Source organism: Pseudarthrobacter sp. AL07, from assembly GCF_029960665.1.
Lineage (GTDB): Bacteria > Actinomycetota > Actinomycetes > Actinomycetales > Micrococcaceae > Arthrobacter.
In genome coordinates, this window is record NZ_JASBRB010000001.1 from 132,885 (window position 1) to 156,311 (window position 23,427).

23 protein-coding genes are annotated in these 23,427 nt (G+C 65.7%); 13 read left to right on the forward strand and 10 right to left on the reverse strand.

The features are described from left to right. Nucleotides 1-141: 141 nt before the first annotated feature. The 3 genes from QK290_RS00625 to QK290_RS00635 are packed head-to-tail and all read left to right on the forward strand — an operon-like array spanning nucleotide 142 to nucleotide 2,692. A complete protein-coding gene (locus QK290_RS00625; RefSeq protein ID WP_282329066.1) occupies nucleotides 142-942 on the forward strand; it encodes an electron transfer flavoprotein subunit beta/FixA family protein in 801 nt (266 codons plus the stop codon). A 14-nt stretch (nucleotides 943-956) separates the two neighbouring features. After that, nucleotides 957-1,910, forward strand: a complete 954-nt coding sequence (locus QK290_RS00630) for an electron transfer flavoprotein subunit alpha/FixB family protein (protein WP_282328837.1) — start codon at nucleotides 957-959, stop codon at nucleotides 1,908-1,910. 2 nt (nucleotides 1,911-1,912) lie between these two features. Beyond that, the gene (locus tag QK290_RS00635) at nucleotides 1,913-2,692 is read left to right on the forward strand and encodes a PIG-L deacetylase family protein (protein WP_282328838.1); all 780 of its coding nucleotides are present in this window, start codon (nucleotides 1,913-1,915) and stop codon (nucleotides 2,690-2,692) included. A gap of 115 nt (nucleotides 2,693-2,807) precedes the next feature. Here QK290_RS00635 and QK290_RS00640 read toward each other — a convergent pair whose 3' ends face one another. From QK290_RS00640 to QK290_RS00655, 4 genes are all read right to left on the reverse strand, one after another. Further along, nucleotides 2,808-3,686 carry an anti-sigma factor gene (locus tag QK290_RS00640; RefSeq protein ID WP_282328839.1) on the reverse strand — a complete coding sequence of 293 codons (879 nt, stop codon included), beginning with the start codon at nucleotides 3,684-3,686 and terminating at the stop codon, nucleotides 2,808-2,810. Nucleotide 3,687: 1 nt separating this feature from the next. Then, complete coding sequence (gene sigK, locus QK290_RS00645) at nucleotides 3,688-4,296, reverse strand: ECF RNA polymerase sigma factor SigK (protein WP_282328840.1); 609 nt, start codon at nucleotides 4,294-4,296, stop codon at nucleotides 3,688-3,690. Nucleotides 4,297-4,488: 192 nt separating this feature from the next. Next, nucleotides 4,489-4,956, reverse strand: coding sequence for a tRNA (cytidine(34)-2'-O)-methyltransferase (locus tag QK290_RS00650; RefSeq protein WP_282328841.1), 468 nt, complete (start codon nucleotides 4,954-4,956; stop codon nucleotides 4,489-4,491). 15 nt (nucleotides 4,957-4,971) lie between these two features. Then, on the reverse strand, nucleotides 4,972-5,931 hold the full coding sequence (locus QK290_RS00655) for a J domain-containing protein (protein ID WP_282328842.1): 960 nt from the start codon (nucleotides 5,929-5,931) through the stop codon (nucleotides 4,972-4,974). A gap of 171 nt (nucleotides 5,932-6,102) precedes the next feature. On the opposite strand from QK290_RS00655, the gene QK290_RS00660 reads away from it, so the two are divergent. Further along, nucleotides 6,103-6,768: a hypothetical protein gene (locus QK290_RS00660; RefSeq protein ID WP_282328843.1), complete on the forward strand. Its 666-nt coding sequence runs from the start codon at nucleotides 6,103-6,105 to the stop codon at nucleotides 6,766-6,768. A 9-nt stretch (nucleotides 6,769-6,777) separates the two neighbouring features. On the opposite strand, the gene QK290_RS00665 is transcribed toward QK290_RS00660, so the two are convergent. Beyond that, entirely contained in the window at nucleotides 6,778-7,206 is a 429-nt protein-coding gene (locus tag QK290_RS00665; protein WP_282328844.1) for a hypothetical protein, read from the reverse strand. 90 nt (nucleotides 7,207-7,296) lie between these two features. On the opposite strand from QK290_RS00665, the gene QK290_RS00670 reads away from it, so the two are divergent. Together QK290_RS00670 and QK290_RS00675 are read left to right on the forward strand one after the other, a co-directional pair. Next, nucleotides 7,297-7,959: a transcriptional regulator gene (locus QK290_RS00670; RefSeq protein WP_282328845.1), complete on the forward strand. Its 663-nt coding sequence runs from the start codon at nucleotides 7,297-7,299 to the stop codon at nucleotides 7,957-7,959. A gap of 55 nt (nucleotides 7,960-8,014) precedes the next feature. Continuing rightward, a complete protein-coding gene (locus tag QK290_RS00675; RefSeq protein WP_282328846.1) occupies nucleotides 8,015-9,247 on the forward strand; it encodes a cysteine desulfurase family protein in 1,233 nt (410 codons plus the stop codon). On the opposite strand, the gene QK290_RS00680 is transcribed toward QK290_RS00675, so the two are convergent. Beyond that, nucleotides 9,223-10,494, reverse strand: coding sequence for an FAD-dependent oxidoreductase (locus QK290_RS00680; protein ID WP_282328847.1), 1,272 nt, complete (start codon nucleotides 10,492-10,494; stop codon nucleotides 9,223-9,225). The two genes, QK290_RS00675 and QK290_RS00680, sit on opposite strands and share 25 nt — an antisense overlap. Before the next feature lie 207 nt (nucleotides 10,495-10,701). On the opposite strand from QK290_RS00680, the gene mnmA reads away from it, so the two are divergent. The 7 genes from mnmA to QK290_RS00715 all read left to right on the forward strand — a co-directional run bounded on the left by mnmA (nucleotide 10,702) and on the right by QK290_RS00715 (nucleotide 19,087). Next, entirely contained in the window at nucleotides 10,702-11,826 is a 1,125-nt protein-coding gene (gene mnmA, locus QK290_RS00685; RefSeq protein WP_282328848.1) for a tRNA 2-thiouridine(34) synthase MnmA, read from the forward strand. 174 nt (nucleotides 11,827-12,000) lie between these two features. Beyond that, nucleotides 12,001-13,638: an ABC transporter substrate-binding protein gene (locus QK290_RS00690; RefSeq protein ID WP_282328849.1), complete on the forward strand. Its 1,638-nt coding sequence runs from the start codon at nucleotides 12,001-12,003 to the stop codon at nucleotides 13,636-13,638. A gap of 113 nt (nucleotides 13,639-13,751) precedes the next feature. Then, entirely contained in the window at nucleotides 13,752-14,834 is a 1,083-nt protein-coding gene (locus QK290_RS00695; RefSeq protein WP_282328850.1) for an ABC transporter permease, read from the forward strand. Continuing rightward, entirely contained in the window at nucleotides 14,834-15,847 is a 1,014-nt protein-coding gene (locus QK290_RS00700) for an ABC transporter permease (RefSeq protein ID WP_282328851.1), read from the forward strand. Before QK290_RS00695 ends, QK290_RS00700 begins: the two co-directional genes overlap by 1 nt. A gap of 2 nt (nucleotides 15,848-15,849) precedes the next feature. Next, the gene (locus tag QK290_RS00705; protein ID WP_282329067.1) at nucleotides 15,850-17,550 is read left to right on the forward strand and encodes an ABC transporter ATP-binding protein; all 1,701 of its coding nucleotides are present in this window, start codon (nucleotides 15,850-15,852) and stop codon (nucleotides 17,548-17,550) included. Between the two features lie 149 nt (nucleotides 17,551-17,699). After that, nucleotides 17,700-18,086: a chorismate mutase gene (locus tag QK290_RS00710; RefSeq protein ID WP_056343785.1), complete on the forward strand. Its 387-nt coding sequence runs from the start codon at nucleotides 17,700-17,702 to the stop codon at nucleotides 18,084-18,086. Next, nucleotides 18,077-19,087: a hypothetical protein gene (locus QK290_RS00715; protein ID WP_282328852.1), complete on the forward strand. Its 1,011-nt coding sequence runs from the start codon at nucleotides 18,077-18,079 to the stop codon at nucleotides 19,085-19,087. Before QK290_RS00710 ends, QK290_RS00715 begins: the two co-directional genes overlap by 10 nt. Before the next feature lie 36 nt (nucleotides 19,088-19,123). Here the strand turns inward: QK290_RS00715 and QK290_RS00720 are convergent, their stop codons facing one another. The 4 genes from QK290_RS00720 to QK290_RS00735 are packed head-to-tail and all read right to left on the reverse strand — an operon-like array spanning nucleotide 19,124 to nucleotide 23,416. Then, on the reverse strand, nucleotides 19,124-19,837 hold the full coding sequence (locus QK290_RS00720) for a DUF4166 domain-containing protein (protein WP_282328853.1): 714 nt from the start codon (nucleotides 19,835-19,837) through the stop codon (nucleotides 19,124-19,126). A 41-nt stretch (nucleotides 19,838-19,878) separates the two neighbouring features. Continuing rightward, nucleotides 19,879-21,171 carry a DUF58 domain-containing protein gene (locus QK290_RS00725; RefSeq protein WP_282328854.1) on the reverse strand — a complete coding sequence of 431 codons (1,293 nt, stop codon included), beginning with the start codon at nucleotides 21,169-21,171 and terminating at the stop codon, nucleotides 19,879-19,881. Nucleotides 21,172-21,182: 11 nt separating this feature from the next. Further along, nucleotides 21,183-22,184, reverse strand: coding sequence for a MoxR family ATPase (locus QK290_RS00730; RefSeq protein ID WP_282328855.1), 1,002 nt, complete (start codon nucleotides 22,182-22,184; stop codon nucleotides 21,183-21,185). Next, nucleotides 22,181-23,416 carry a DUF4350 domain-containing protein gene (locus tag QK290_RS00735; RefSeq protein ID WP_282328856.1) on the reverse strand — a complete coding sequence of 412 codons (1,236 nt, stop codon included), beginning with the start codon at nucleotides 23,414-23,416 and terminating at the stop codon, nucleotides 22,181-22,183. The genes QK290_RS00730 and QK290_RS00735 overlap by 4 nt, the downstream gene beginning before the upstream one ends. Nucleotides 23,417-23,427 lie beyond the last annotated feature (11 nt).

The window sequence follows — 23,427 nt, forward strand, 5'->3', positions numbered from 1 at the left end:
AGGCGTTAACGGGACGGCAACGGGGGACGGCTATATGGTTAGCTAGGATCTACCCGCACCCCGGGCGCTCCGAGGCCATGACCCCATCCGGCTGGCTATCCACAAGCATGGAAGGCTGCTGTAAATACAGTGGAAGAGACATTGAAGATCATCGTCCTGGTCAAGCATGTACCGGACGCACAGTTCGACCGACACCTCACCGGCGAGGGCTACACCACGGACCGTGACGAAAGCATCCTTTCCGAGCTGGACGAATACGCACTGGAGGCCGCCCTGCAGCTGGCTGAGGCCCGCGGTGGCGCCAAGGCCGGCAACCAGGTCATTGCGCTGAGCATGGGCGCGTCCGGTGCCGTGAACGCGGTGAAGAAGTCACTCCAGATGGGCGCCACCGAAGGTGTGCACCTCACCGATAGTGCACTGGCCGGCTCAGACGCCGCCGCCACGTCGCTGGCGCTCGCGGCTGCCATTCGCCACCTCGGCACCGGCGCCCCTGTGGACCTTATCCTCACGGGGATGGCATCCACCGACGGCGAAACGTCCCTGGTACCGGCCCAACTTGCCGAGCGCCTCGGTCTGCCGCAGGTCACCTTCGCGTCCTCACTGACGGTCGACGGCGGGCGGCTCACCGCACGCCGCGACGCCGACACCTACTCGGAGACCGTCGAAGCAACGCTTCCCGCGGTGGTCTCCGTGACGGACCAGATCAACGAGCCGCGCTACCCCAACTTCAAGGGCATCATCGCGGCCAAGCGCAAGAGCATCACCACCCTGTCCCTGGCCGACATCGGAGTTGATCCCGCGCACGTGGGCCACGCCGGATCGTGGACCACGGTCACAGCTGCCGAGGAACGCCCGCCGCGCACGGCTGGAACCATCATCACCGACGAAGGCGACGCCGGAGTCAGGCTCGTCGACTTCCTGGCCGCCCAGAAGCTGCTCTAAGAGGGATCACAGACATGGCAAACGTACTCGTATTCATTGACAACCCCGGCGATGCCCTGAAGAAGAGCACCCTCGAACTGCTTACCCTGGGACGTTCCCTGGGAGAGACCGCTGTGGCCCTGAACGGCGATCTGCATCAGGATGTTTCGGCCACTCTCGCCGAATACGGCGTCACCGCCGTTTTCCGGCCCTCAGCCCAGGACCTGGATGACTACCTTGTCTCGGCGAAGGCAGCCTATCTCGCGGCCGCCGCCGGTGCCGCCAGTGCCGGCACGGTCCTCCTGGACAACTCGCCCGAAGGCAAAGAGATCGCGGCGCGGCTCGGCATCCGGCTCAACGCCGGCGTCATCACCGACGTTGTGGCGGTCGACGCCGACGGTACAGCGCACAAGTCGGTCCTCGCGGGGTCCTACACCACCTCTGCCCGGACCACCACGGCGGTTTCCGTGCTGACCGTAAAGGCCAACAACGTCACGCCCGGGCCGGCATCCGTGGTTTCCGCTCCGGAGACGTCCACCATCGAAGTGCCGGCGGACGGCACGGCCACCGCGGCCCGCATCACCGCCCGCGAACAGAAGGCGGCCAGCGGCCGCCCTGATCTTTCGGACGCCCGCATCGTGGTGGCCGGCGGACGCGGCGTTGACGGCGACTTCGGTCCCGTGGAGCAGCTTGCGGACGCCCTCGGTGCTGCCGTCGGCGCTTCCCGTGCAGCCACGGACGCCGGCTGGATCAGCCACGATGCCCAAGTGGGCCAGACCGGCAGGACCGTTTCGCCCCAGCTGTACATCTCCGCCGGTATTTCCGGAGCCATCCAGCAGAAAGCCGGGATGCAAACAGCCAAGATTATCGTGGCCGTGAACAAGGACGCCGAGTCGCCGATCTTCGAAATCGCCGATTTTGGCATCATCGGGGACCTCTTCGACGTCCTTCCGCAGGCCACCCAAGAAATCAAGAAGCGAAAAGGCTGACCTTGGCCCACTCCGCTGCCTCAGCACAGAGCCCGTTCAATCCGGACATCCACCCGGTTGGGCGGGTGCTCTGTTTCGCCGCCCATCCGGACGACATCGACTTCGGTGCGGCCGGTACCATCGCCGCCTGGACGGCCGCCGGCATCCACGTCAGCTACTGCATCATGACCGACGGCGACGCGGGCGGCTTCGACCCTGCGCACCGGGCCGAGATCATCGGCCTACGGGCGGCCGAGCAGCGCCGGGCCGCCGAACTCGTGGGTGTAACCGACATCCACTACCTCCATGAGCGCGACGGCTACCTGGAACCGACGCACGAGGTGATGAAAGGTGTGGTGAAGCTGATCCGGGAAATCCGTCCCGACGTCGTGCTTGCCATGCATCCGGAACGGAACTGGAACCGTCTGCAGAAGAGCCACCCGGACCACCTCGCTGTGGGTGAGGCGGTGACCCGGGCCGTCTATCCTGCAGTGGAAAACCCGTTCGCCTATCCCGAGCTGGCTGAGGCTGGCCTTGAGGCGTATAAGCTGCCGTGGCTGTGGCTCTACGCCGGGCCGGAGGAGCGCGAGAACCACTTTGAGGATGTCACCGACCATGTGGACGCCAAGCTTGAGGCGATCCACGTGCACGTGAGTCAGCATCCTGACGTCGCGGCCATGGAATCAGCGGTGCGGAACGGCATGCACGCGAATGCCCGGAGTGCGGGCTTTGCCGAGGGCCGCAGCGCCGAAGCTTTCCACGTGGTCGCCGTCAACGGCCCAGGGACGATCGCTGGGTTCTAGGATTTCCGATGGTGGGGCGGCTGGCCTTTGGCGCAGCCCCTGAGTTTTTGTCCAGAAAACGTGCCCTAAACGCTGTTTGAGGCACTTTATCTGGACAAAAACTCGAAGGGTTTGCTCAGGCGCCCAGAGGTGCGGCAGCCACGGTGGGGAATGTCGGGGTGGCCGAGCCACCCACAGGCTCCACGGTGATGCCGAGCGCTGCAGCGGACGCAATGCCTTTCACCACAGCAGGCTTCGACAGGGCAGCTTCGTCCATCAGGCCCTGGGAAACCGGTGCCGAGCCGTCCTTCGGGATCAGCCACATCTGGTAGACCTTGCCGGCCGGCGGCGCGGGTACACCGTTCATCTTGACCACCACGGCATCCTTGGATGAAGAAATCAGCACGGTGGCAGTGCCGCCGGCGGAGACGGGTACGGATGCTTCGCGGACGTCGCCAGCCCGGACCACCTGGTTCAGGGGGTCGTTCTGGTCTGCCATGTACGCACCCACTCCTACGCCACCGAGGGCGATCACGCCGGCGGCTGCCACAGCGGTGAGCCAGCGGCGGGCGCCGGCGGGCCGGCGTCGTTCTTCCCGGCGGACCCGGGCCGCAGCGAGCTCATCCGAGGCATCTGCCGGCGACTGTGTTGCCGGCGTGGCCGTGGCGGCAGGGGCCGCTGTGACTGCGGAGGGCCCATCGGCTGGCAGCTGCGCGAGGGACGGCAACTGCGACACGATGCGGGCGAAAAGGTCAGCGGGAGGCTCGGCCTCAGCCGTGAAGGACGTCGCGAGAGTCTCCCGGGCCTGGCGGACACGCTCAAAGAAGGCGCTGCGCTCGGCGTCGGGCGCGGCCGAGATATAGCGTTCGATAGCGGCGCGTTCGGTATCGGGGATCGCGTCCAGAGCATAGAGCTCGGCGAGATCCACGGCCCGCCCGGATTCGAGGTCGGCAGCGACCTCAGTTCCGAAAGAGCTTGGACGGCGGGGGCCTCCCTGACTATTCATTTCTGTCATCTCAACTCACCCCCAGACAGGTTTTCAAGCGGATCAGTCCGTCGCGGATGCGGGACTTGATGGTGGGTACTGCTGCGTTAAGCTTTTCCGCGACTTCGCGGTAGGTGAGGCCGCCGTAGTAGGCAAGCCGCACCGATTCCTGCTGTGTATCGGTCAGCGTTTCCAGGCACCGGACCACTGCCTCGGCCTCGAGCCTACTGTCCACCTCGGCGGAGACGGAGTCGTGGTCCACGTCCTGGCTGCTGGCACCGTACTTCGCCTCTCGGTCGGTGGCCGACTGCGAGGAACGGACCTTGTCCACGGCCCGGCGGTGCGAAATGGTCATCAGCCAGGAGAGCGGACTGCCTGCTTCCGGGTTGAACTTCGCGGCGTTTTGCCATACCTGGAGGAAAACCTCCTGCGTGCTGTCTTCGCTGAGTTCGGGATCGATGAGTACTCGCCGGGCCATGCCGAAAACCCGGCGGGAGGTCAATTGGTAGAACTCGGCAAACGCGGCCTGGTCACCGCCGGCTATGCGTGCCAGCAGCCCGGCCAAGCGCTTGCTGAGATCCGCCGGTGTGTCTGTTACTGCGGCCGGGGCCTCGTAGTTTGGCGCGTTCGGAGTTTCCATCACTACCCAGCATAGGTCGCCCGGCGGTAAAACCTGAGCATTCCGTCCGGTGCTGCCCCTGGGGAAGGGGAAAGCCGGCGGCTTAGCCCGCCTCGTCTCCAACAGTGTCACCTACCGCTCCTTCCTCCTCGCCCCGGAATTGCTGTCAGGAGTAATTCGGTGCGGGCGGCCCGGGGGATGGGCCGAGGGCTCTCAAATCTGGGCGCCGGAAAATCCCTGTTGCCGCCAGGCCTCGTAGACCGCAATGGACGCCGCGTTAGCCAGGTTCAGGGAACGCAGGGACGGCAGCATGGGCAGCCGCACGGTGGCCGTGACATGCGGATCGCTCTTGAGGGTTTCGGGCAGGCCTACTGATTCCTGGCCGAACATCAGCACGTCGCCCGGGCAGTAGGCGATGTCCGCATAGCTGGCGGTGCCGTCCGAAGTGAAGGCGTACACACGCTCCGGCTGCAGTTCGCGCCAGGCATCCTCGATGTTTTTGTGGACGGTGACGACGGCGAGGTCATGGTAGTCCAGCCCGGCGCGGCGTAGTTTGGCGTCCGAGAAATCAAAGCCGAGGGGTTCCACCAGGTGCAGTTCGGCGCCGGTAATGGCGGCCAGCCTGATCGCGTTGCCGGTGTTGCCGGGGATTTCGGGGGCATGGAAGAGGATTCGGAACACGATCCAATCCTAGTCTCAGTGCATCCCGCGAAGCAGCCTGGCGAGCACGGACACATTGACTGTGTTGGGCGTGGGGCCGGCGGAGAGAAATTGTTTGAGGCCGCGGACCAGGCCGGCCGCGTTGACCACCTGAATGGCTTCGGAGGTGCCGGCTGTTCGCCGGTGGCGGTCGATGACGGGTTCGTGGAGGTTGCCGTCGGCGCTGTGAATGACTGTCCAGCCCGTAACGTTCAGCTCCGGGAAGATGTCCTGCATGGCCCGGACAACGTGGGCAAGCTGCGGCGGCGCGATGGAGCGTCCGCCGTGCTTCAGCGTCTGTCCGTCCCAGGCGTAGGCCCCCTTTGGCAGCAGCATGGACCCGATCAGCGCCAGCCGGTAGCCGGACAGGAGCGCGTGGTCGATGTGGCTGTTGTCGGCCGGGGACTGCAGGCCGTTCACCAGCCGGGCCGCAGGGACCGCGGGCAGGACCTGGCGGGTAACAAGCTGCACGGTGCGCAGTTCGCGCTGGATCCTGGCCTCAGCGCCAAAAATGCCCCGTTTCCGTGGCGTCCCGTGTACCTGCTGGCTGGCCTGGGCGAACGGGATCAGCGGCACCGTGCCGGACGCCTCGAAAGCCGCAGCATCGTAGGAAGGGACGTACACGGGCGGGTCACCCGCTGTATTGCGGGGGGTGGTGGTCCTGTGCACGGTGGCCGAGGCATGGGTGCCCGCCGCCGGCGCATCGAAATGCGGTCCGGCCGAATCGTCGATGTTGCGGGAAGTCCCTGCGGCATAGGAGCGGTCGTAGGCCTTCCGGCGCGTGGGGTCCATCAGGGTTTCGTATGCTGCCGTCACCTGCCGGAAAGCTGCGGCATCCCCGCCATGGTCAGGATGGGCCTTTCGTGCGGCCCGGCGGTAGGCCACTTTGATCTCCTTGTCGGTGGCTGTCACGGCGACTCGGAGCACCTCGTAGTAGGAGCTGCTGCTCTCGGTCAAACACTCATCCTCTTCTTCGTCTGGCCAGTCCACCGCGGGCAGCCCGGTGCGCCCAGTTTACGGCCTGCCCACACAACGTCTGCGCAAGCGCCAGCAGTTCCCGTGGCCGACGTCTAGACTCTTTGAGGGTGACGGCAGGCTGGCCGTCCGGGCGAACATGTTGGGGTGGACGTGAAGGCACAGGCGGCTGTACTCGTGGCGGGGGCGCTGCTTGGCGTGGCAGTAACGGGAGGCTGCAGTGTTGGCGTGCCCGATCCGGCCGCCCCGAAAGTGGAGCCAATTGTCACCGCGCTGGCCACCCCTACCATTGCCCCCGGCCACGATGCAGAGGCGGTGGCCGCGAAGGATATGCCGTTCTCCGCTGGCGGTTCCCTGGCCGCCGGTGTCCCGGTGGGGATCTCCGACGGACTGAAGGAAGCACCCGGCTGGCAGCAGGTAAAGGACAACGTGGCCGGCGAGAGCCAGTACCTGAAGGCCGATGGCTGCCTGGTGGCGGCCAAGGTCCGCACCAACCAGGGCCCGCTGGCGCGCCAGGACGATAAAGAGTCAACCCTTGGCCTCTTCGCGTACCTTGATCCGACCATCCTGCCCGGTTACCTGAAGACCGAGTCGCTGCGGTGGGGCAGCGAGGTTGGTAAGCCGGGGCCATCGGCCGAGGTGATGGTGCTGTTGAAACCCGGCCAACCAGGCGTCAGGTCGACGGCGGTGATGGCCAGGGTGTTCGGCACCGCGGCATCGTCGGTCTACATTTCCGTGGCCTGCCCGGACGACGCCACCCTGGCAGCCGCCCGGGCCGACGTCGCCGGGCGCCTCTTTTTGGTTCCGCCGTCGAATTAGCCGTACCGGTTACTTGCCGTGCCTGCGCCAGGACCCTGCGGGGGACAGACGGTTCAGGGCGAGCGCGCCAACGAGCAGGCCGAAGTCCCGCAAGGCAACGTCGTAGAAGCTGCCCAGGACCAGCAGGTTGATGATGATGCCCAGCAGCCAGACGGCAACCAGCAGGGAACCGAACCGGGGACGGAGCGCCACCGCAATGCCGGCGACGATCTCGACGACGCCGACGATGTACATAAAGGTCTGCGCGGACACGGGCACCACGGTGGTGGCAAGCGGCGCCAGGTAGATGGTCCAGTCCGTCAGGATGTTGGTGAACTTGTCCAGACCGAAGAGAATCGGTGCGACGGTGAAGACTGTTCGCAGCAGGAAGAACGCCTGCCGGTTCGGGGCCATCGACTGAAGCCGACCGCCCGCGTTGATTTTCGTGTTGGTTGTCATGGGGGACTCCTTCTAAAAGTAGGTATCATTATTTTAGAAACATAGGCTGAATTAAGCAATGGATATTGTTTTTAGAGAGAGGGGTACAGCGTGCGCAGACTTCCGTGGGGCCGCCGCATGGCGGCTGTCGCATCATTGGGCGACGGGAAGCGCCGGCAGCTTTTTGAGCTGATCGCCGCCTCGGATACCGCAGTGGGGCGCGATGATGCCGCGCTGGCCCTCCGGCTGCCAAGGAGCACGGCATCCTTCCACCTCGACAGGCTGGTCCAGGACGGACTCCTTACGGTGGAATTCCACAAGGCTGCCGGGAAGTCGGGTCCGGGCTCCGGGCGGCCGGCGAAAATGTACCGGCAGGCAGCAAGCGAGGTCGGCGCCTCCGTGCCTGACCGCAACTATGACCTCGCCGCTGAGCTGTTGGTCGCAGCGATCGAGCATTCCACAGCGACCGGTGGAGCGGTGGGCGGTTCCCTGCTGGCAACGTCGTACGGCAAGGGCCAGGCGCTGGCCTCCGGCGCCGCAAGCCTGGCGGACTTCCTCGCAGGAGAAGGCTACGGGCCACGGCCTGACGGCGCGGGCGGCTACGTGCTGGTGAACTGCCCGTTCCATCGGCTCTCGGAAGCGCACCCGGACGTGGTGTGCGCCATGAACGGATCTTTCCTGCAGGGCGCGGCTGCGGCGTGCGGGGAGCCGGCGGAGCGGGTGGCGCCGAACAGTGAGCCGGGCCAGTGCTGTGCCAGGATCACCCCGCCCTGACGCCTGATCGGCCAGGGCCGCGGATGGGCGCCATGGGCGCCGCTAGAATTGAGGGGTGCCCGTCTACCTCGATCATGCAGCCACCACGCCCCTTTCTGCCGCGGCGCTGGCGGCCCTGACCCGGGAACTGTCCCGCACGGGCAATCCTTCGTCGCTGCACGGCTCGGGCCGCCGGGCCCGCCGCTCCGTTGAGGACGCCAGGGAAGCCATCGCGACGGCGGCAGGCGCCCATCCCTCCGAGGTCATCTTTACGTCCGGCGGCACTGAATCGGACAACCTCGCCGTCAAGGGCCTGTACTGGGCCCGTTCCGGCGAGGACCCGGCACGGCGGCGCATCCTTTGCTCCGCCGTGGAGCATCACGCCGTGCTGGACACCGTTGAATGGCTGGAACGGCACGAGGGCGCCAGTGTCACCTGGCTTCCGGTCGACAGCGAAGGCGTGGTGGACCTGGATCTCCTCGCCGCCGAGCTCGCCAGGGACCCTGGGACCATTGCGCTCGTGACGGTCATGTGGGCCAACAACGAAGTGGGCACCATCCAGCCGGTCCACAGGATTGTGGAGCTGGCGCATGCCGCCGGGGTGCCGGTTCATTCGGATGCCGTGCAGGCCTTCGGCTCGCTGCCGGTGGATTTCAAGGCCTCCGGGCTGGACGCGATGTCCGTTTCCGGGCACAAGATCGGCGGACCGGTGGGAGTCGGCGCACTCTTGTTGGGACGGGCCGTCAAGCTGACCCCGGTGCAGCACGGCGGCGGCCAGGAACGCGACGTGCGCTCCGGGACGCTGGACACGGCGTCCATCGCCGCCTTCGCTGCGGCCGCCGAAACCGCCGCCGCACACTTTGCCGTGGATTCCGCGAGGATCGCGGCACTGCGGGACAGGCTCATCGACGGCGTCCTCGCGCGGGTGCCCGAAGCTGTGCTCCGTGGTGCCCCGGGGGAGGGCCGGCTGCCCGGCAACGCACACTTCACGTTCCCTGGCTGCGAGGGTGATTCCCTGTTGTTCCTGCTGGATCTGGCGGGGGTGGAATCCTCTACGGGATCGGCTTGCACAGCCGGTGTCCCGCGCCCGTCCCACGTGCTGCTGGCCATGGGCCTGGATGAGGCGACGGCCAGAGGCGCGCAGCGCTTCACTCTGGGCCATGCCTCAACCGACGCGGACGTGGATGCTTTGCTGACGGCCCTCCCGGGCGCGTACCAGCGCGCCCGCCAGGCAGGGATGGCCGGGCATGAATCCTCGATCCAGACTGCGGGTACGGTAGCGCGTCAGGCGTCCGCCGGCAGGAGCTGATCAAGTCCGGCGGAGCTGTCGGCGAGCCGCCCCGCTGAGACCTGAGTTCTGGCCGAGATGAGGGCCTTAATGGTCTTCTGCGCGCCGGGCTGCGGCTTCCGCGGCCAGTTGACGCTCATCCCGGCCACCACCCTGGAATCCTGCTGCCAGAACGCGATGAACTCCTTGTCCTCCAAGGACCCGCGGATCACCGTCTCAGCGCCCGCAGCCAGTGCCGGGAATCCGGAGTATTCCATGCTGACGTCGTACTGGTCGGTGTAGAAATAAGGAATCGTGCTCAGGGCGGCGTCCAGGCCGAGCATGGCCCTGGCCGCAACCTTCCCGCCGTTCAGCGCATTGGACCAGTGCTCGCTGCGGTGGTGCCGGCCGGTGAAGGGGTGCATGGCGTTGGCGACGTCCCCGGCGGCAAAAATGCCGGAAGCGCTTGTCCGCAGGGAGGCGTCCGTGAGGATCCCGTTGTCTAGGGCCAGACCGGCAGCCTGGGCAAGGCCAGTCTCGGGGACCACGCCGACGGCGATGACCACAATGTCCGCAGGGAGCACTTCTCCGGAATCGGTGATTACCGCGGTGACAGCCCCGCCGTCGCCGGTAATTTCCCGCGCAGAGGCAGGAAGCCGGAAGCTCACGCCGTTGGCTTCGTGGAGTCCGCGGAAGAACCGTCCGAGGTCAGGACCGATGGCCGAAGCCAGGGGGATCGCTTCCAGTCCCAGCAGGGTGACCGTGTTGCCGTACGTGGCGGCAGCCGCAGCCAGTTCCATACCGATCCAGCCGGAACCGATCATCACCACCTTCAGGCCGCCCGTCGCGAGGCGGCTGCGCAGCCGCCGGCTGTCATCGAGCGTGCGGAAGGTGGAAACGCCGGCAAGGTCGCTGCCGGACAGGCGCAGGGTGCGCGGCGCCGCTCCGGTGGCGAGCAGCAGGGAGCCGTAGGCCAGCGTGCTGCCGTCGTCCAGGTCCACGGTCCTGGCGTCCGGCCGGATGCCCGTGACGCGGACACCCAGGCGGAGTCCGACGTCGTTCTCCGCGTACCAGCCTGGCGGCACCACCGGGATGGTCTCCTCGGCGGCGTTGCCCAGCAGATACTCCTTGGATAAGGGCGGGCGGAGATAGGGGTGATGCCGCTCTGCGCCGATGATGGTCACCCGGCCTTTGAACCCCTCCGCCCGCAGCGTCTTGGCGGCGGTGGCCCCGGCCAGGCCTCCGCCGGCAATCACAATGCCCCCCGCGTTAGCAATGTCCTTAGCCATGTCCGCCCGATTCCCGCTGATGCGTGCTCGAAGTCTAAAACTGTTAATCCTGACTTTAGAAGTGAAGGCCTGCCGGGTCAAGGGGTCTTTTGGGGAGAATTCGGCGTGGCGATAGACTGGTGACGCAGGCATTGTGCTATTCCTGCGGCTACCGGTTGATCGGCAGCCGCCTCTGCCTGCATCCCCCTGACCCTAAAGAAAGCCAGCATGCGAGTTCTAGCAGCCATGAGCGGTGGAGTCGACTCCGCCGTTGCCGCAGCACGTGCCGTCGAAGCCGGGCACGACGTCGTCGGCGTTCACCTTGCGCTGTCCAGGATGCCCGGCACCCTGCGGACGGGCAGCCGCGGCTGCTGCACCATCGAGGACTCGCGCGATGCGTGGCGGGCCTGCGATGTGCTGGGCATTCCTTACTACGTCTGGGATTTCTCGGAACGCTTCAAGGAAGACGTGGTCCAGGACTTCATCGATGAGTACGCGGCCGGGCGGACACCCAATCCCTGCATGCGCTGCAACGAGCGAATCAAGTTTGCAGCCTTGCTGGAGAAGGCGATTGCCCTGGGGTTCGATGCCGTCTGTACCGGCCACTATGCCAAGGTCATCCAGGATGCTGACGGTAATCCGGAGCTGCACCGCGCCGCCGACTGGGCCAAGGACCAGAGCTACGTCCTGGGTGTCCTGACCCACGAGCAGCTCAAACACTCCATGTTCCCGCTGGCGGACACACCTTCCAAGGCTGAAGTGCGGGCCGAGGCTGAGCGCAGGGGGTTGTCGGTGGCCAACAAGCCCGACAGCCACGACATCTGCTTCATTCCCGACGGCGACACCGCGGGCTGGCTCGCCGAGAAGATCGACATGAGCACCGGCGACATCGTGGACGAGACCGGCATAAAGGTGGGGGAGCACCCGGGGGCCAACGCGTTCACCGTGGGCCAGCGCCGCGGCCTGAAGCTTGGTACGCCCGCAGCGGACGGCAAGCCCAGGTTCGTCCTGGAGATCCGGCCCAAGGAAAACAAAGTGGTGGTGGGGCCCCAGGCGCTGCTGGCCATTGACGAGATCCGCGGCATCAAGGTGTCCTGGGCCGGCCTGCCCATCGCGGAAATCGAAACCGGCGCCGAGTTTGACTGCTACGCGCAGGTCCGCGCCCATGGAGACCCCGTCCCGGCAACCGCGCGTGTGCTGCCCGGCGAGGATGCACCTCAGCTGCTGGTCACCTTGACCGACCCGTTGCGCGGTGTGGCGCCCGGCCAGACGGTCGTCCTGTACCAGGGCAGCCGCGTCCTGGGGCAGGCCACCATCGATGCTGCCCGGTCTTTGCAGCGCGCGGAGCTCTGAGACGGAGCAAATTCACCCTGGTCAGGTAAATTTTGTGTCTCAACTCACAAAAAAGCCGGTTGATGAGTCCGGCGTCTGGTTGAATCTAGGCATCAGGACAGCGCGCTGCCCGCTCAAGCCAAGACACCCATTTGCGGGCGGCGAGCGCGTACTCATCGAACAGAAAGTTCACAGATGACCAAGAGCACCAAAGCCTTGCGGAGCGTTATCGCGCTCGCAGGCGTTTCCGCCTTCGCATTAACGGCCTGCACCGGCCCCACAGATGGTGGCGGTGGCAGCACAGCCTCGGAGAATGCAAGCAGCGTTATTGCGTACGGCACTACGGACAAGGTCGTAGCACTGGACCCGGCAGGCTCGTACGACAACGGTTCGTTCATGATGATCAACCAGATTTACTCCTTCTTGCTGAATTCCAAGCCCGGAGGCGCCGATCCCGTGCCGGACCTTGCCGAATCGTCATCATTCACCAAGCCCACCGAATTCACGGTCAAGCTGAAGAGCGATCTCAAATGGGCCAATGGACACGTGCTGGATTCCAAAGACGTCAAGTTCTCGTTTGATCGCCAGAAAAAGATCAACGATCCCAATGGCCCGGCATCATTGCTGACCAATATTGAGTCCATCGCCACACCCGATGCCAGCACCGTGGTTTTCACGCTGAAGCAGGCCAACGACCAAACGTTCCCGCAGATTTTGACCAGCCCGGCCGCCGTGATCGTTGACGATGAAGTCTTCCCGGCGGACAAACTGGTTGCCGACGACGAAATTGTCAAGGCCAAGGCGTTCCATGGCCAGTACGTCATCGACTCCTACAACAAGAACACGCTGGTCAGCCTGACGGCGTGGCCCGATTACAAGGGCGTTCTTGGCAAGCCGGCCAACGCCGGGGCGACCATCAAGTACTACACCGACCAGACCAACATGAAGTTGGAGGTCAAGGGCGGCCAGATCGATGTTGCCAACCGCAGCCTGAGCGCCACGGACATCGATGACCTCAAGAAGGACTCGAACGTCACGGTCCACGTTGGCCCCGGAGGCGAGATGCGCTACGTCGTCTTCAACTTCGACACCATGCCGTACGGCGCAAAGGCTCCGGACGCTGACCCGAAGAAGGCGCTTGCCGTCCGGCAGGCCGCTGCGAACCTCATCGACCGCCAGGCCATCTCGGACCAGGTCTACAAGGGCACCTACTTGCCGATGTGGTCCAACGTTCCCTCCGGGTTCGTGGGAGCCAACGAATCGTTCAAGCAGGCGTACGGGGACGGCTCCGGCAAACCCAGCCTGGACAAGGCCAAGAAGGTCATGGCCGACGCCGGCATCACTGACCCCGTGACTATCAAGCTGCAGTACAACCCCGACCACTACGGCAAGTCATCCGGTGACGAATACGCTATGGTCAAGGACCAGTTGGAGAAGAGCGGACTGTTCACGGTGGATCTGCAGTCCACGGAGTGGGTCACCTATAACTCAGCGTCGAAGAAGGACAGCTACCCCGTCTTCCAGCTGGGCTGGTTCCCGGACTTCAGTGACGCGGACAACTACCTGACACCCTTCTTTGTGGGCGGTGGGTTCATGAACAACCACTACTCAAACCCTGAGGTCGAAACGCTGGTCGCCAAGCAGTTGGTCACCGCCGACAAGGCCGAGCGTGAGAAGACAATCCAGGAGGTCCAGAACCTGCTGGCCAAGGACATCTCCACTCTGCCGTTGCTGCAGGGCGCCCAAGTGGCCGTTTCAGGGACCAACGTAAAGGGTGTGGATTCCACCCTGGATGCATCGTTCAAGTTCCGGCTCGGCACCGTTTCCAAGTAGCGACCTGGATTCCGGGCAATACCGAACAAACCCGAGTGAGGAGGTGGGGCCGGATGGCCCTGCCTCCTACGCGTTGGCTCCACAATTTCTAGATCAAACCAAGCAGGGACAGCATGGCCACATTAATTGATGCGCCGCCGCCTACAGTTGCGGCCCCCACCTCCAAATCTGCGGGAGGTGGCCTCGGGAATTACATCCTGATTCGCTTCCTGCTCATTTTCCCGACAATTTTCATCCTCGTTACCCTGGTCTTCTTTCTGATGCGGATCACCGGCGATCCCATTACGGCGGCCCAGGGCGGACGCCTGCCGCAAGAGCAAATTGACGCCTTGGTACACCAGGCAGGCTACGACCGGAACCTCTTCATCCAGTACATCGAGTATCTTGGCAACATCGCCACCGGCAACTTCGGACGGACCATTTCAGATGGCCGGCCCGTCATTGAGATGCTCGCCAAATTTGGTGCCGCCACCCTGGAACTGAGCATCAACGCCGTGGTGGTGGCATTGCTAGTAGGGATACCGCTGGGAATGTTCGCCGCCCACAAACGCGACAAGGTTCCGGACGCTTTCCTGCGCATGTTCGCCATCCTTTGCTACGCCACCCCTGTCTTCTTTGCCGGCTTGCTGTTGAAGCTGACTTTCTCGGTGGGTCTGGGCTGGTTCCCGGTGGCCGGCCGCGCTTCCACCACAACCGAATTGGCGATGGGCAGGCTGGCGGCGCCCACTGGCGTCTACTGGCTGGACGCCCTACGCAGCGGCAACGTGGCAGCCTTTGGCGACGTTGTCCACCATGCAGTCCTTCCCGCCGTCGCGCTGGGCCTTCTGACGGCCGGCGTTTTCCTCCGCCTGGTCCGCACCAACGTGATCGGCACGCTGGGCAAGGACTATGTTGAGGCAGGCCGATCCCGCGGAGTCAGCGAATACCGCCTTGTGACAAAGCATGCCTACAAGCCGGCACTGATTCCCATCATCACGGTGATGGGTCTGCAGATTGCCTTGCTGCTCGGCGGTGCGGTGCTGACCGAAACCACCTTCGAATGGAAAGGCCTCGGATATCAGCTGGCGCAGTACCTCACTGCACGTGACTTTGTTGCCGTCCAGGGCATCGTTATGCTGCTGGCCGTCGTTGTGGCGATCACCAATTTCGTGGTTGATATTGCCGCTGCCCTGATTGATCCGCGGGTGAGGTACTGATGGCCACCACATCAATGGAACCAACAAAGAAGTCCTTACTGGACCGGCTTCCGGTCTCATCCCACATCCGCCAAAGCGTTGGCCTGCAACGCACAATGCTGCTCATCGGCGTCGTGCTTTGCACTGTTTTTGTGGTGGCTGCGATATTCGCGCCGCTGTTGGCACCGTACGGGTATTCCCAGATTTCCGACGATGCCGGTTCATTCCCGGCGCAGGCCGAACCCGGTGGCAAGCATCTGCTCGGAACCACAGTGGGTGGCTACGACGTCCTGTCCCGGGTGATCTGGGGATCGCAGACAGCTTTGGCAGTGATTGTTGCTGCCGTGTTGATGTCCATTTTCCTGGGCGTGTTCCTCGGACTGGTGAGCGGCTACTTCGGTGGCTGGTTGGACCGTGTGCTGGTGGTGATTGCTGACGCAATCTACGCCTTCCCGACACTCCTCGTCGCCATCGTGATGTCGATTGCCATCAACAAGGGACAGTCAGGATTCTGGGGCGGTATCTTCGCCTGCGGGTTCGCCATCACGGCAGTCTTTGTCCCGCAGTACTTCCGGGTGATACGGGCGGAAACCATCCGGCTCAAGGCCGAGCCTTTTGTGGAATCAGCGCAGGTTGTTGGCGCCTCCAGCGCCAGGATTATCAGCAGGCACATCTTTTCCAACGCGACCCGGACCCTGCCGCTGATTTTCACGCTGAACGCCTCCGAAGCCATCCTCACACTGGCAGGCCTGGGCTTCCTCGGTTTCGGTATTGAGCCAAGCTCCGCCGCCGAATGGGGTTTTGACCTGAACAAGGCCATGTCCGATGCCTCCTCCGGCATTTGGTGGACCGGCGTGTTCCCCGGCATGGCCATCGTGTTGACGGTGGTTGGCCTCACCCTCGTGGGTGAAAGCATCAATGACCTGAACGATCCGCGACTGCGCGGGCGCAAGGCTGCAGGCGCCAAGGGCGCCCCGGGACCATCAACCGCGGCCGCGCAGGCTGCCATCGCAGCGGATGTGAGAGGACTGTGACCATCACTATTGATTCGGTACCTGACCAGTCCAGGCCGGCAGACCAGCCAGTACTGGAGATCGACCACCTCAAAGTCACTTTCGCCACCGACGGCGGAGACGTCTACGCCGTGAAGGACGTGAGCCTGGACGTCCGCTCCGGCGAGGTCCTGGCCATCGTGGGCGAATCCGGTTCCGGCAAGACCGTGACCGCGAAAACCATCCTCGGGCTGCTGCCCGAGACCGCCACCAGCGGCGGCGCCGTCCTGATTAACGGGAATAACGTGATCAGCGTCAGCGCCGCGAAGCTGAGGCAGATCCGCGGCCGCGATGTCGCCATGGTGTTCCAGGAGCCCTCCACGGCCCTGAACCCGGTGTTCACCGTGGGCTGGCAGATTGCAGAGGGCATCCGTGCCCACGCTGGCGGGAAGCGGGTCTCGGCCAAGGATGCCAAGGCCCGTGCCATTGAAGCGCTGCGCAAAGTGGGGATCCCGGATCCGGAACATCGGGTCAACTACTATCCGCACCAGTTCTCCGGCGGCCAGAAGCAGCGCGTGGTGATCGCCGCCGCGCTGGCCCTGAACCCGGGACTGATTGTGGCCGATGAACCCACCACGGCCCTGGATGTCACCGTCCAGGCCGAAATCCTGGAGCTGCTCCGGGACCTTCGGGACACGTACGGCACCTCCATCGTGCTGATCACCCACAACATGGGCGTGGTGGCCGATCTCGCGGACCGGGTGGTGGTGATGTACCAGGGTGATGTGGTGGAGGACGCGCCGGTGCGGGTGCTGTTCGCCGAACCCAAGCAGGACTACACCAGGAGGCTGCTGGCCGCGGTGCCCCACCTGGGCCGGAACTCGGCGTCGGAGGGCATGTTGGAACGCGCCCACCAGGGTTCGCCGGTGCTGGTGGAGGCAATCAACCTGACCATCGAGTATCCCGGCAGGCTGGGAACACCGGCCTTCAAGGCCGTGGACGGGGTCAGCTTCACCGTGTCCCAGGGCGAAGTCTTTGGACTGGTGGGCGAATCCGGCTCAGGGAAAACCACCATCGGCCGGGCCATCGCGGGCCTGAACCGGACCACCGGCGGAAGCCTGAAGGTACTCGGCTACGAGATGCTGAACTTTAAGGAGCGGACGTTCAAGCCCCTCCGGAAGGACATCGGCTTTGTGTTCCAGGATCCGGCCGCGTCTTTCAACCCCCAGCTGACCATCGGCGACTGCGTGGCGGAACCCATGATCATCCACACCAACCCCAGCCCGGCGCAGGCGCGCAAACGCGTGGCTGAACTGCTCGAATCGGTGCAGCTGCCGGCGTCGTACGCTGCACGGTACCCGCACGAGCTGTCCGGCGGGCAGCGCCAGCGGGCATCTTTGGCGCGGGCACTGATCCTGAACCCGCGGCTGCTCATCGCTGACGAGCCAACGTCGGCCCTGGACGTTTCCGTGCAGGCCAAGGTCCTGGAACTCTTCAAGGAAATCCAGGCCGAGTTCGGGTTTGCGGCCCTGTTCATCAGCCACGACCTCGCGGTGGTGGACATCCTGTCGCAGTGGGTGGGCGTCCTGTACAAGGGCAAGCTGGTGGAGCAGGGCATCGGCAGCCAGGTGATGGGCGCGCCGCAGCACGACTACACCAAACGGCTGATTGCCTCCCTGCCGGTCCCTGATCCGGACGAACAGGCCCGACGCCGGGAAGCGCACCGGGCGCTGTTGGCGCAGTAGGCACTCCGGGCGACCCCACCGCGGCGACCCCACCGCGGCGACTCCACAGCCGCGGAACCACCAGACGGACACCCCGCCCCACCAGGCGGGGTGTCCGTCCGCCGCTTAACGCCGGAAGAATCTCCGCGGCCGACCCATAGACTTGGACCATGACGCAGCAAAACCACGATGTTCCCGACACCGACACCTACGATGCCGCCGCGAGTTCGCTGGCAGGCCAGGTGGACAACTCGGTGATGGCGGAACTGCTGTCCATCCGCTCCAGCATCGACAACATCGACGCGACCCTGGTGTACCTCCTGGCCGAACGGTTCAAGGCCACCCAGAAAGTGGGCTTCCTCAAGGCCGCGCACCGGCTCCCCGCAGGTGACCCGGGCCGGGAATCCGCCCAGATCGCGCGTCTCCGGCGGCTGGCAGAGGATGCACACCTCGATCCCGCCTTTGCGGAAAAGTTCCTGAACTTCATCATCGGCGAGGTCATCCGGCATCATGAAGCCATCGCCGAGGACCACCAGGCCGCTGCAGAGTGGAAGTAACTGCCACCGGGCTTGGGCCCTGGCCGGGGGAGGACCCCGTGGAGGCTGCCCGCATTATCCGCGGTGAGCTCGGCAGCCCGCACCTGCCGTTCCTGGCCGAGCTTCCGGACCGTGGAGTCGGCTCCGACGCCCTGGGGCGGACGGCCGCACTCCTGGTTGAAATGGCCGTGGATGTCCAGCCGTACGGCTGGCGGCTGGTGGACCGTCCCGGCAAGGATTTCCGCCGGGCCGCGTCGGCACTGTCCACGGACATTAATGTCCTTGCCGATGTTGCGGGCGCCGAGGACGCTACGGCCCCTGAACTGAAGGTTCAACTGCTGGGACCGCTGGGTCTAGCCGCCGGGCTGCACCTGCACAACGGTGAACGGGCACTGATCGACTACGGCGCACGCCGGGACATCGCCGACTCACTTGCCGCAGGGGTTGGTGGTTACCTGTCCCGGATCTCCAGCGCGGTTCCGGGCGCGCGGCTGGTGGTACAGGTCGATGAGCCTGATATCGCCGCCGTACTGGCCGGCACTATTCCGACGTCGAGCGGTTACCGCACGCTGCGGGCGGTGGGTGGCCAGGAGATCACCGAGTCCTGGCAGATGGTGATCGAGGCACTGCGCGCCGCGGGGGCCGCCGAAATCGTTATCTCTGTCCCAGAGATCGAGGCCCCGATTGACCGGATCATAGCCGCCGGTGCCGACGGCGTGGCCGTGCCGCTGAGGGCCTTGACCACACGGCAATGGGAGCAGCTGGCCACAGCAGTGGAGGCAGGCAAACGGATCTGGGCCGGCGCCCTGGACGTCAGCCGCGGCACGCTGCCCAGGGCGGCCGACGTGGTGGAGTCCGTCTGGCGGCCGTGGCACGAGCTGGGGCTCCCGGCGTCGTCCCTCGGCAGTATCCGGGTCACCCCCTCGGCGGGACTTTCCGGCCATACGCCGGTCACCGCCACAGCGGTGCTGGGCCGGCTCACCCAGGTGGCCGACGGACTGAACCAGCGTGCACACGGCTGAGCGGGCCCACCGTTTGAACGCGCGTACGGCCAACAGCTACGTCCGGTTTTCCCAACGGTCCGGCCGGGCGTAGCGGGGCAGGAAACTCTGCGCCGAACTGCCGCCAGTGTAAGGACGCAGGCGGTAGTCGAAGCCGCCCGCATAGACCAGGACCAGCCCGGCCTGTGGCTGGATGACCTTGACCTGGATCCGGTGCTTACCGTGCTCGCCGGCATCGGCGTCCCACCACTGTTCGGCGTAGGCCTTGGCGTCAACCATGGCCGGCAGCGGAAGTCGGAGAGGTCCCAGGAACAGCCGGGACGCGTCGGAAACGCCGCGCAGCCTGCCCTCCTCCGTCACACTGAGCTTGAGGTCGGTCACCATGCGCCGGAAACGACCCAGGTAGTCCACCAGCCGCGGGCTGCCGCCGGAATCCACGAGGCTGGTGGTGTCCTGGAAAATCCGCAAGTGCCCTGGGAAACGGATTTCCCGCCGGGCAGTCAGGCTGGAACGGCCGAACGGATCCTGGTGCGCATGGTTTTCAATCCGGAAGGGGATCCCTTCGCCGTAATCCGGGAAAAACGCGTCTTCGCCGGAGGTGAGCTTGAGGAGAGGCCGCAGCCAGGCCTGCCGGCAGCCCACAACATCGAACACGCCCTCTCCGACGCCATAATGCCCCGAGCCGGGCGCCAGGGAAAAGTACTCCTGCAGCTCAGGCTGCAGCCGGTAGTAGTCCTCGCCCAGGGCCTGCCGGTAAATAGGGACGTTCATGGTGACCTCCTGGCCGGTACCGTCAGCGGCGCTGCGGTGATTCACAATCTACCCGCCGCCTTGAGCCGGATGTACATGTCGGCTAGCTGCGGCGGCAGGTGGTGTGGCTCCGCGTCCACCACTTCCACCCCGTGGTGCCGGAGCTCGGCGCTGACCGCGGCCCGTTCCAGGAGTACGCGTTCAGCCGCTGCCGCCCGGAATACGCCGGCGGCGTTCCCACGCTCATGCAGCATCTGCCCCAGCCTGGGATCACGGACAGCGGCCACCACCACAACGTGCTGCTGCGCGAGCTGCGCGGCTACGGGAATGAGCCCTTCCTCCGGTGCTCCGCCGTCCAGGGCCGTCAGCAGCACCACCAGGGACCGGTGTGCGGAGACCGCCCGGATCTGGCCCGGAAGACTGGACCAGTCAAGCTCAATCAGTTCGGCCTCCAGGGGCGCCATCGCCTGCACCAGCTGCCCCAGGAGGTTGCCGGTGGTGGCAGAGCTGGCCCGGGCGCGCGGACGGCGGTCGTAGGCCAGGAAATCCACTTTGTCACCGCCACGCTCGGCCAGCACCGCCAGCAGGAGTGCCGCTTCGATGCCGGTATCCAGCCGGGGTTCGTCCTCGATTCTCGCGGCTGACGTGCGCGAGGTATCCAGCATGATCACCACGCGCCGGTCGCGTTCCGGGCGCCAGGTGCGGACGACGACGGCGGACCGGCGGGCGGTTGCACGCCAGTCGATGGAGCGGACGTCGTCCCCGCGGACGTAGTCCCGCAATGAGTCGAATTCGGTGCCGGCACCACGGATCTGCACGGCGGCCTTGCCGTCGAGTTCGCGGAGTTTCCTGAGCTTCGACGGCAGGTGCCTGCGGGAATGGAACGGTGGCAGGACCCGGAGGAGGCCGCTGCAGTCAAACGTGCGCTGGCGTGCCGCAAGCTGAAGAGGTCCATGGGAGCGGACAGTGACGTGCCGGGCGGCCATATCGCCACGGCGGACCGGCTGCAACCGGACGGTCATCCGGCGGCTTTCCAGGGCGGGGATGTCCAGGTCCTGGACCGGATTCACGGCCCCGGCAGACGGCTGCCACGCGTCCCGGACGGTGGCCCGCAGCCGTCGTCGGCCACCGTTGCGCAGGGTGAGGACCGAAGAAGCCACGCCGTGCAGGGCCACGTTGCCCGGATCGGCGCGCGTGACGATGATGGCCCGCAGGGACGCGGCCAGTACAAGGTCCAGGCCAAGGAGGGCAGCGAGCGCCCCGACCACGCCCAGGACTGTTCCCCCGCCGGGGAACAGCAGTACCGGCACCATGCCCAGCATTGCCAGCAACACGAACCGTCCGGAGAGTGCCATGTCCGAGCGGATCAGCGGGGGACGGGGACGGACGCCAGGATGCTGCCCAGGACATCGTCCACGCGGACCCCGTCCATCTGGGCATCAGGCTGCAGGGACACCCGGTGGCGCAGACACGGCAGCGCCAGTGCTTTGACATCATCGGGGGTGACGAAGCTGCGGCCGGACAGCCACGCCCAGGCACGGGAGGTGTTCAGCAGCGCAGTCGCGCCGCGGGGAGAAACGCCCAGCTGGAACGACGGCGCCTGCCGCGTTGCGCGCACCAGGTCCACGATGTAGCCGATGAGTTCCGGTTCGACGGCAACGGTGGACACTCCCTGCCGTGCCCGTTCGAGGTCCTCGGCCCCGGCCACCGCCCGGACACCGGCGGCGGCCAGATCCCGCGGATTGAAGCCGGCCGCGTGCCGCCGGATCACTTCCACCTCGTCGGTCCGGCCGGGCAGCGGCATGGTGAGCTTGAGCAGGAACCGGTCCAGCTGGGCTTCTGGGAGGGGATAGGTTCCCTCGTACTCCACGGGGTTCTGGGTTGCCGCCACCAGGAAGTTCCCCGGCAGCTGCCGGGACACGCCGTCAACCGAGACCTGCCGCTCCTCCATGGCCTCCAACAGGGAGGCCTGCGTCTTCGGTGGCGTCCGGTTAATTTCGTCGGCCAGCAGGATGTTGGTGAAGACCGGCCCCTCGCGGAAACTGAATTCCGAGGTGTGCGAGTCATAGACCAGGGAACCGGTGATGTCGCCGGGCATCAGGTCAGGGGTGAACTGAACGCGTTTGGTGTCCAGGCTCAGCGCGGCGGACAGCGCCCGTACCAGGAGTGTTTTGGCCACCCCGGGCACGCCTTCGAGCAGCACATGCCCTTGGGACAGCAGTGCGATCAGGAGTCCCGTGACGGTGGCATCCTGGCCCACCACGGCCTTGGCTACCTCGTGGCGGACATCCAGCAGTGCCTGCCGGGCGGGATCGAGCGTCCGCGGGGAAGTATCCATGATCTGCGGGGAGCCGTACGGTTCGTTCATCGGGTCCTGACCTCGTTCTCTAGTTTGTCCAGTTCCTGTGACCATTGCACCAGCCTGGCTGCGGTACCGGGGCTTTCCTGGATCACGCCGTTGATATCGGTGACCGGCCGGCCCAGGTGCCGGGCCGCTGCCTGCACGACGTCGTCGGCAGTGGCCTCGGATCCAACCCGAAGGGCGTGTGCCAGACGAACCAGGGTGCCGGCCCGGAGGTTGTCCCGCGCACGGTCCAGTGCGTGGGAATCCTGATAAAGGCGCGCCCGGCCTTCGGCGGTCTCCACGGCCTTGACCACCACAGGCAGCGGTTCAAAGACGAGCGGGCCCAGGCGGCGCCCCCGCCATACGACGGCGAGCACCGCCACAAAGACCAGCCACGGCCCCAGGAAAGCCACCCAGCCAGGGGCGAGGTCATCAAGTGTCTGCGTTGACTCCGCAGCGGCCGCGTCGCCCAGTCCGGGCAGGTACCAGACGAGGTCCTCTGAGCTGCCCAGAGTCCGGAGGGCCAGCGCGGCATGGCCAGGGTCGGCAAGCCCGCCGTTGTTGAGGAGGGCGGTGCTGCCCAGGACGGTCAGGCCGCCGTCGTCCGTGCGGACAAGCAGCCCGGCGCTGCTTCCCGGCGGGCTGAAACACACCGTGCCGCCGTCGTACAGGAAGCCGCCGGTTCCGGACACAGCACCGGCCGCGGCGGGATCGCTGAGATCGCAGCCCGGTGCCAGGAGCGCCGTTGACTCCGGCACCACGCCCGCCTGGCTGATGCCGGTATCGAGGGCCTTCAGCGTGCTGAGCCGCGGCGTCACCAGCACCACGCGTCCCGCACCTGCGGTCAGCTGTTCCAGCCGGAATTGGTCCAGGAATCCGCTCCGGTCGTACAGGAGCAGGGTGGCACCTGGCCGGTCCGCGAGTGCCGTGGTGGCCGCGTCAAAGGATCCAACATCCTGGACCTCGACTCCGTGGCGGCCAAGTATCTCGCTGACCGCCCTGGCGCCGGCCGGGCCGGCGTTGTGGACGGACAAGGGCAGAGAATCGCCCTTTGACGTGAGTTGGGAGGAAATGACCACCGCCAGTCCGACGGCGGCCGCCGCGCCGATCGCTGCCCCGCCGCGGTGCCGCCGGAGCCAGGAACCGGCACCGGACCCGGAATCCGATCGGAGTGCAGGGGCGAAACCCGGCTGTGCCTCCGGTGCACTCTGCGTCAGAAGTTTGGGCGTCAGGCGATCCAGCGAAGGGTTCTGCATGGTGGGACCCT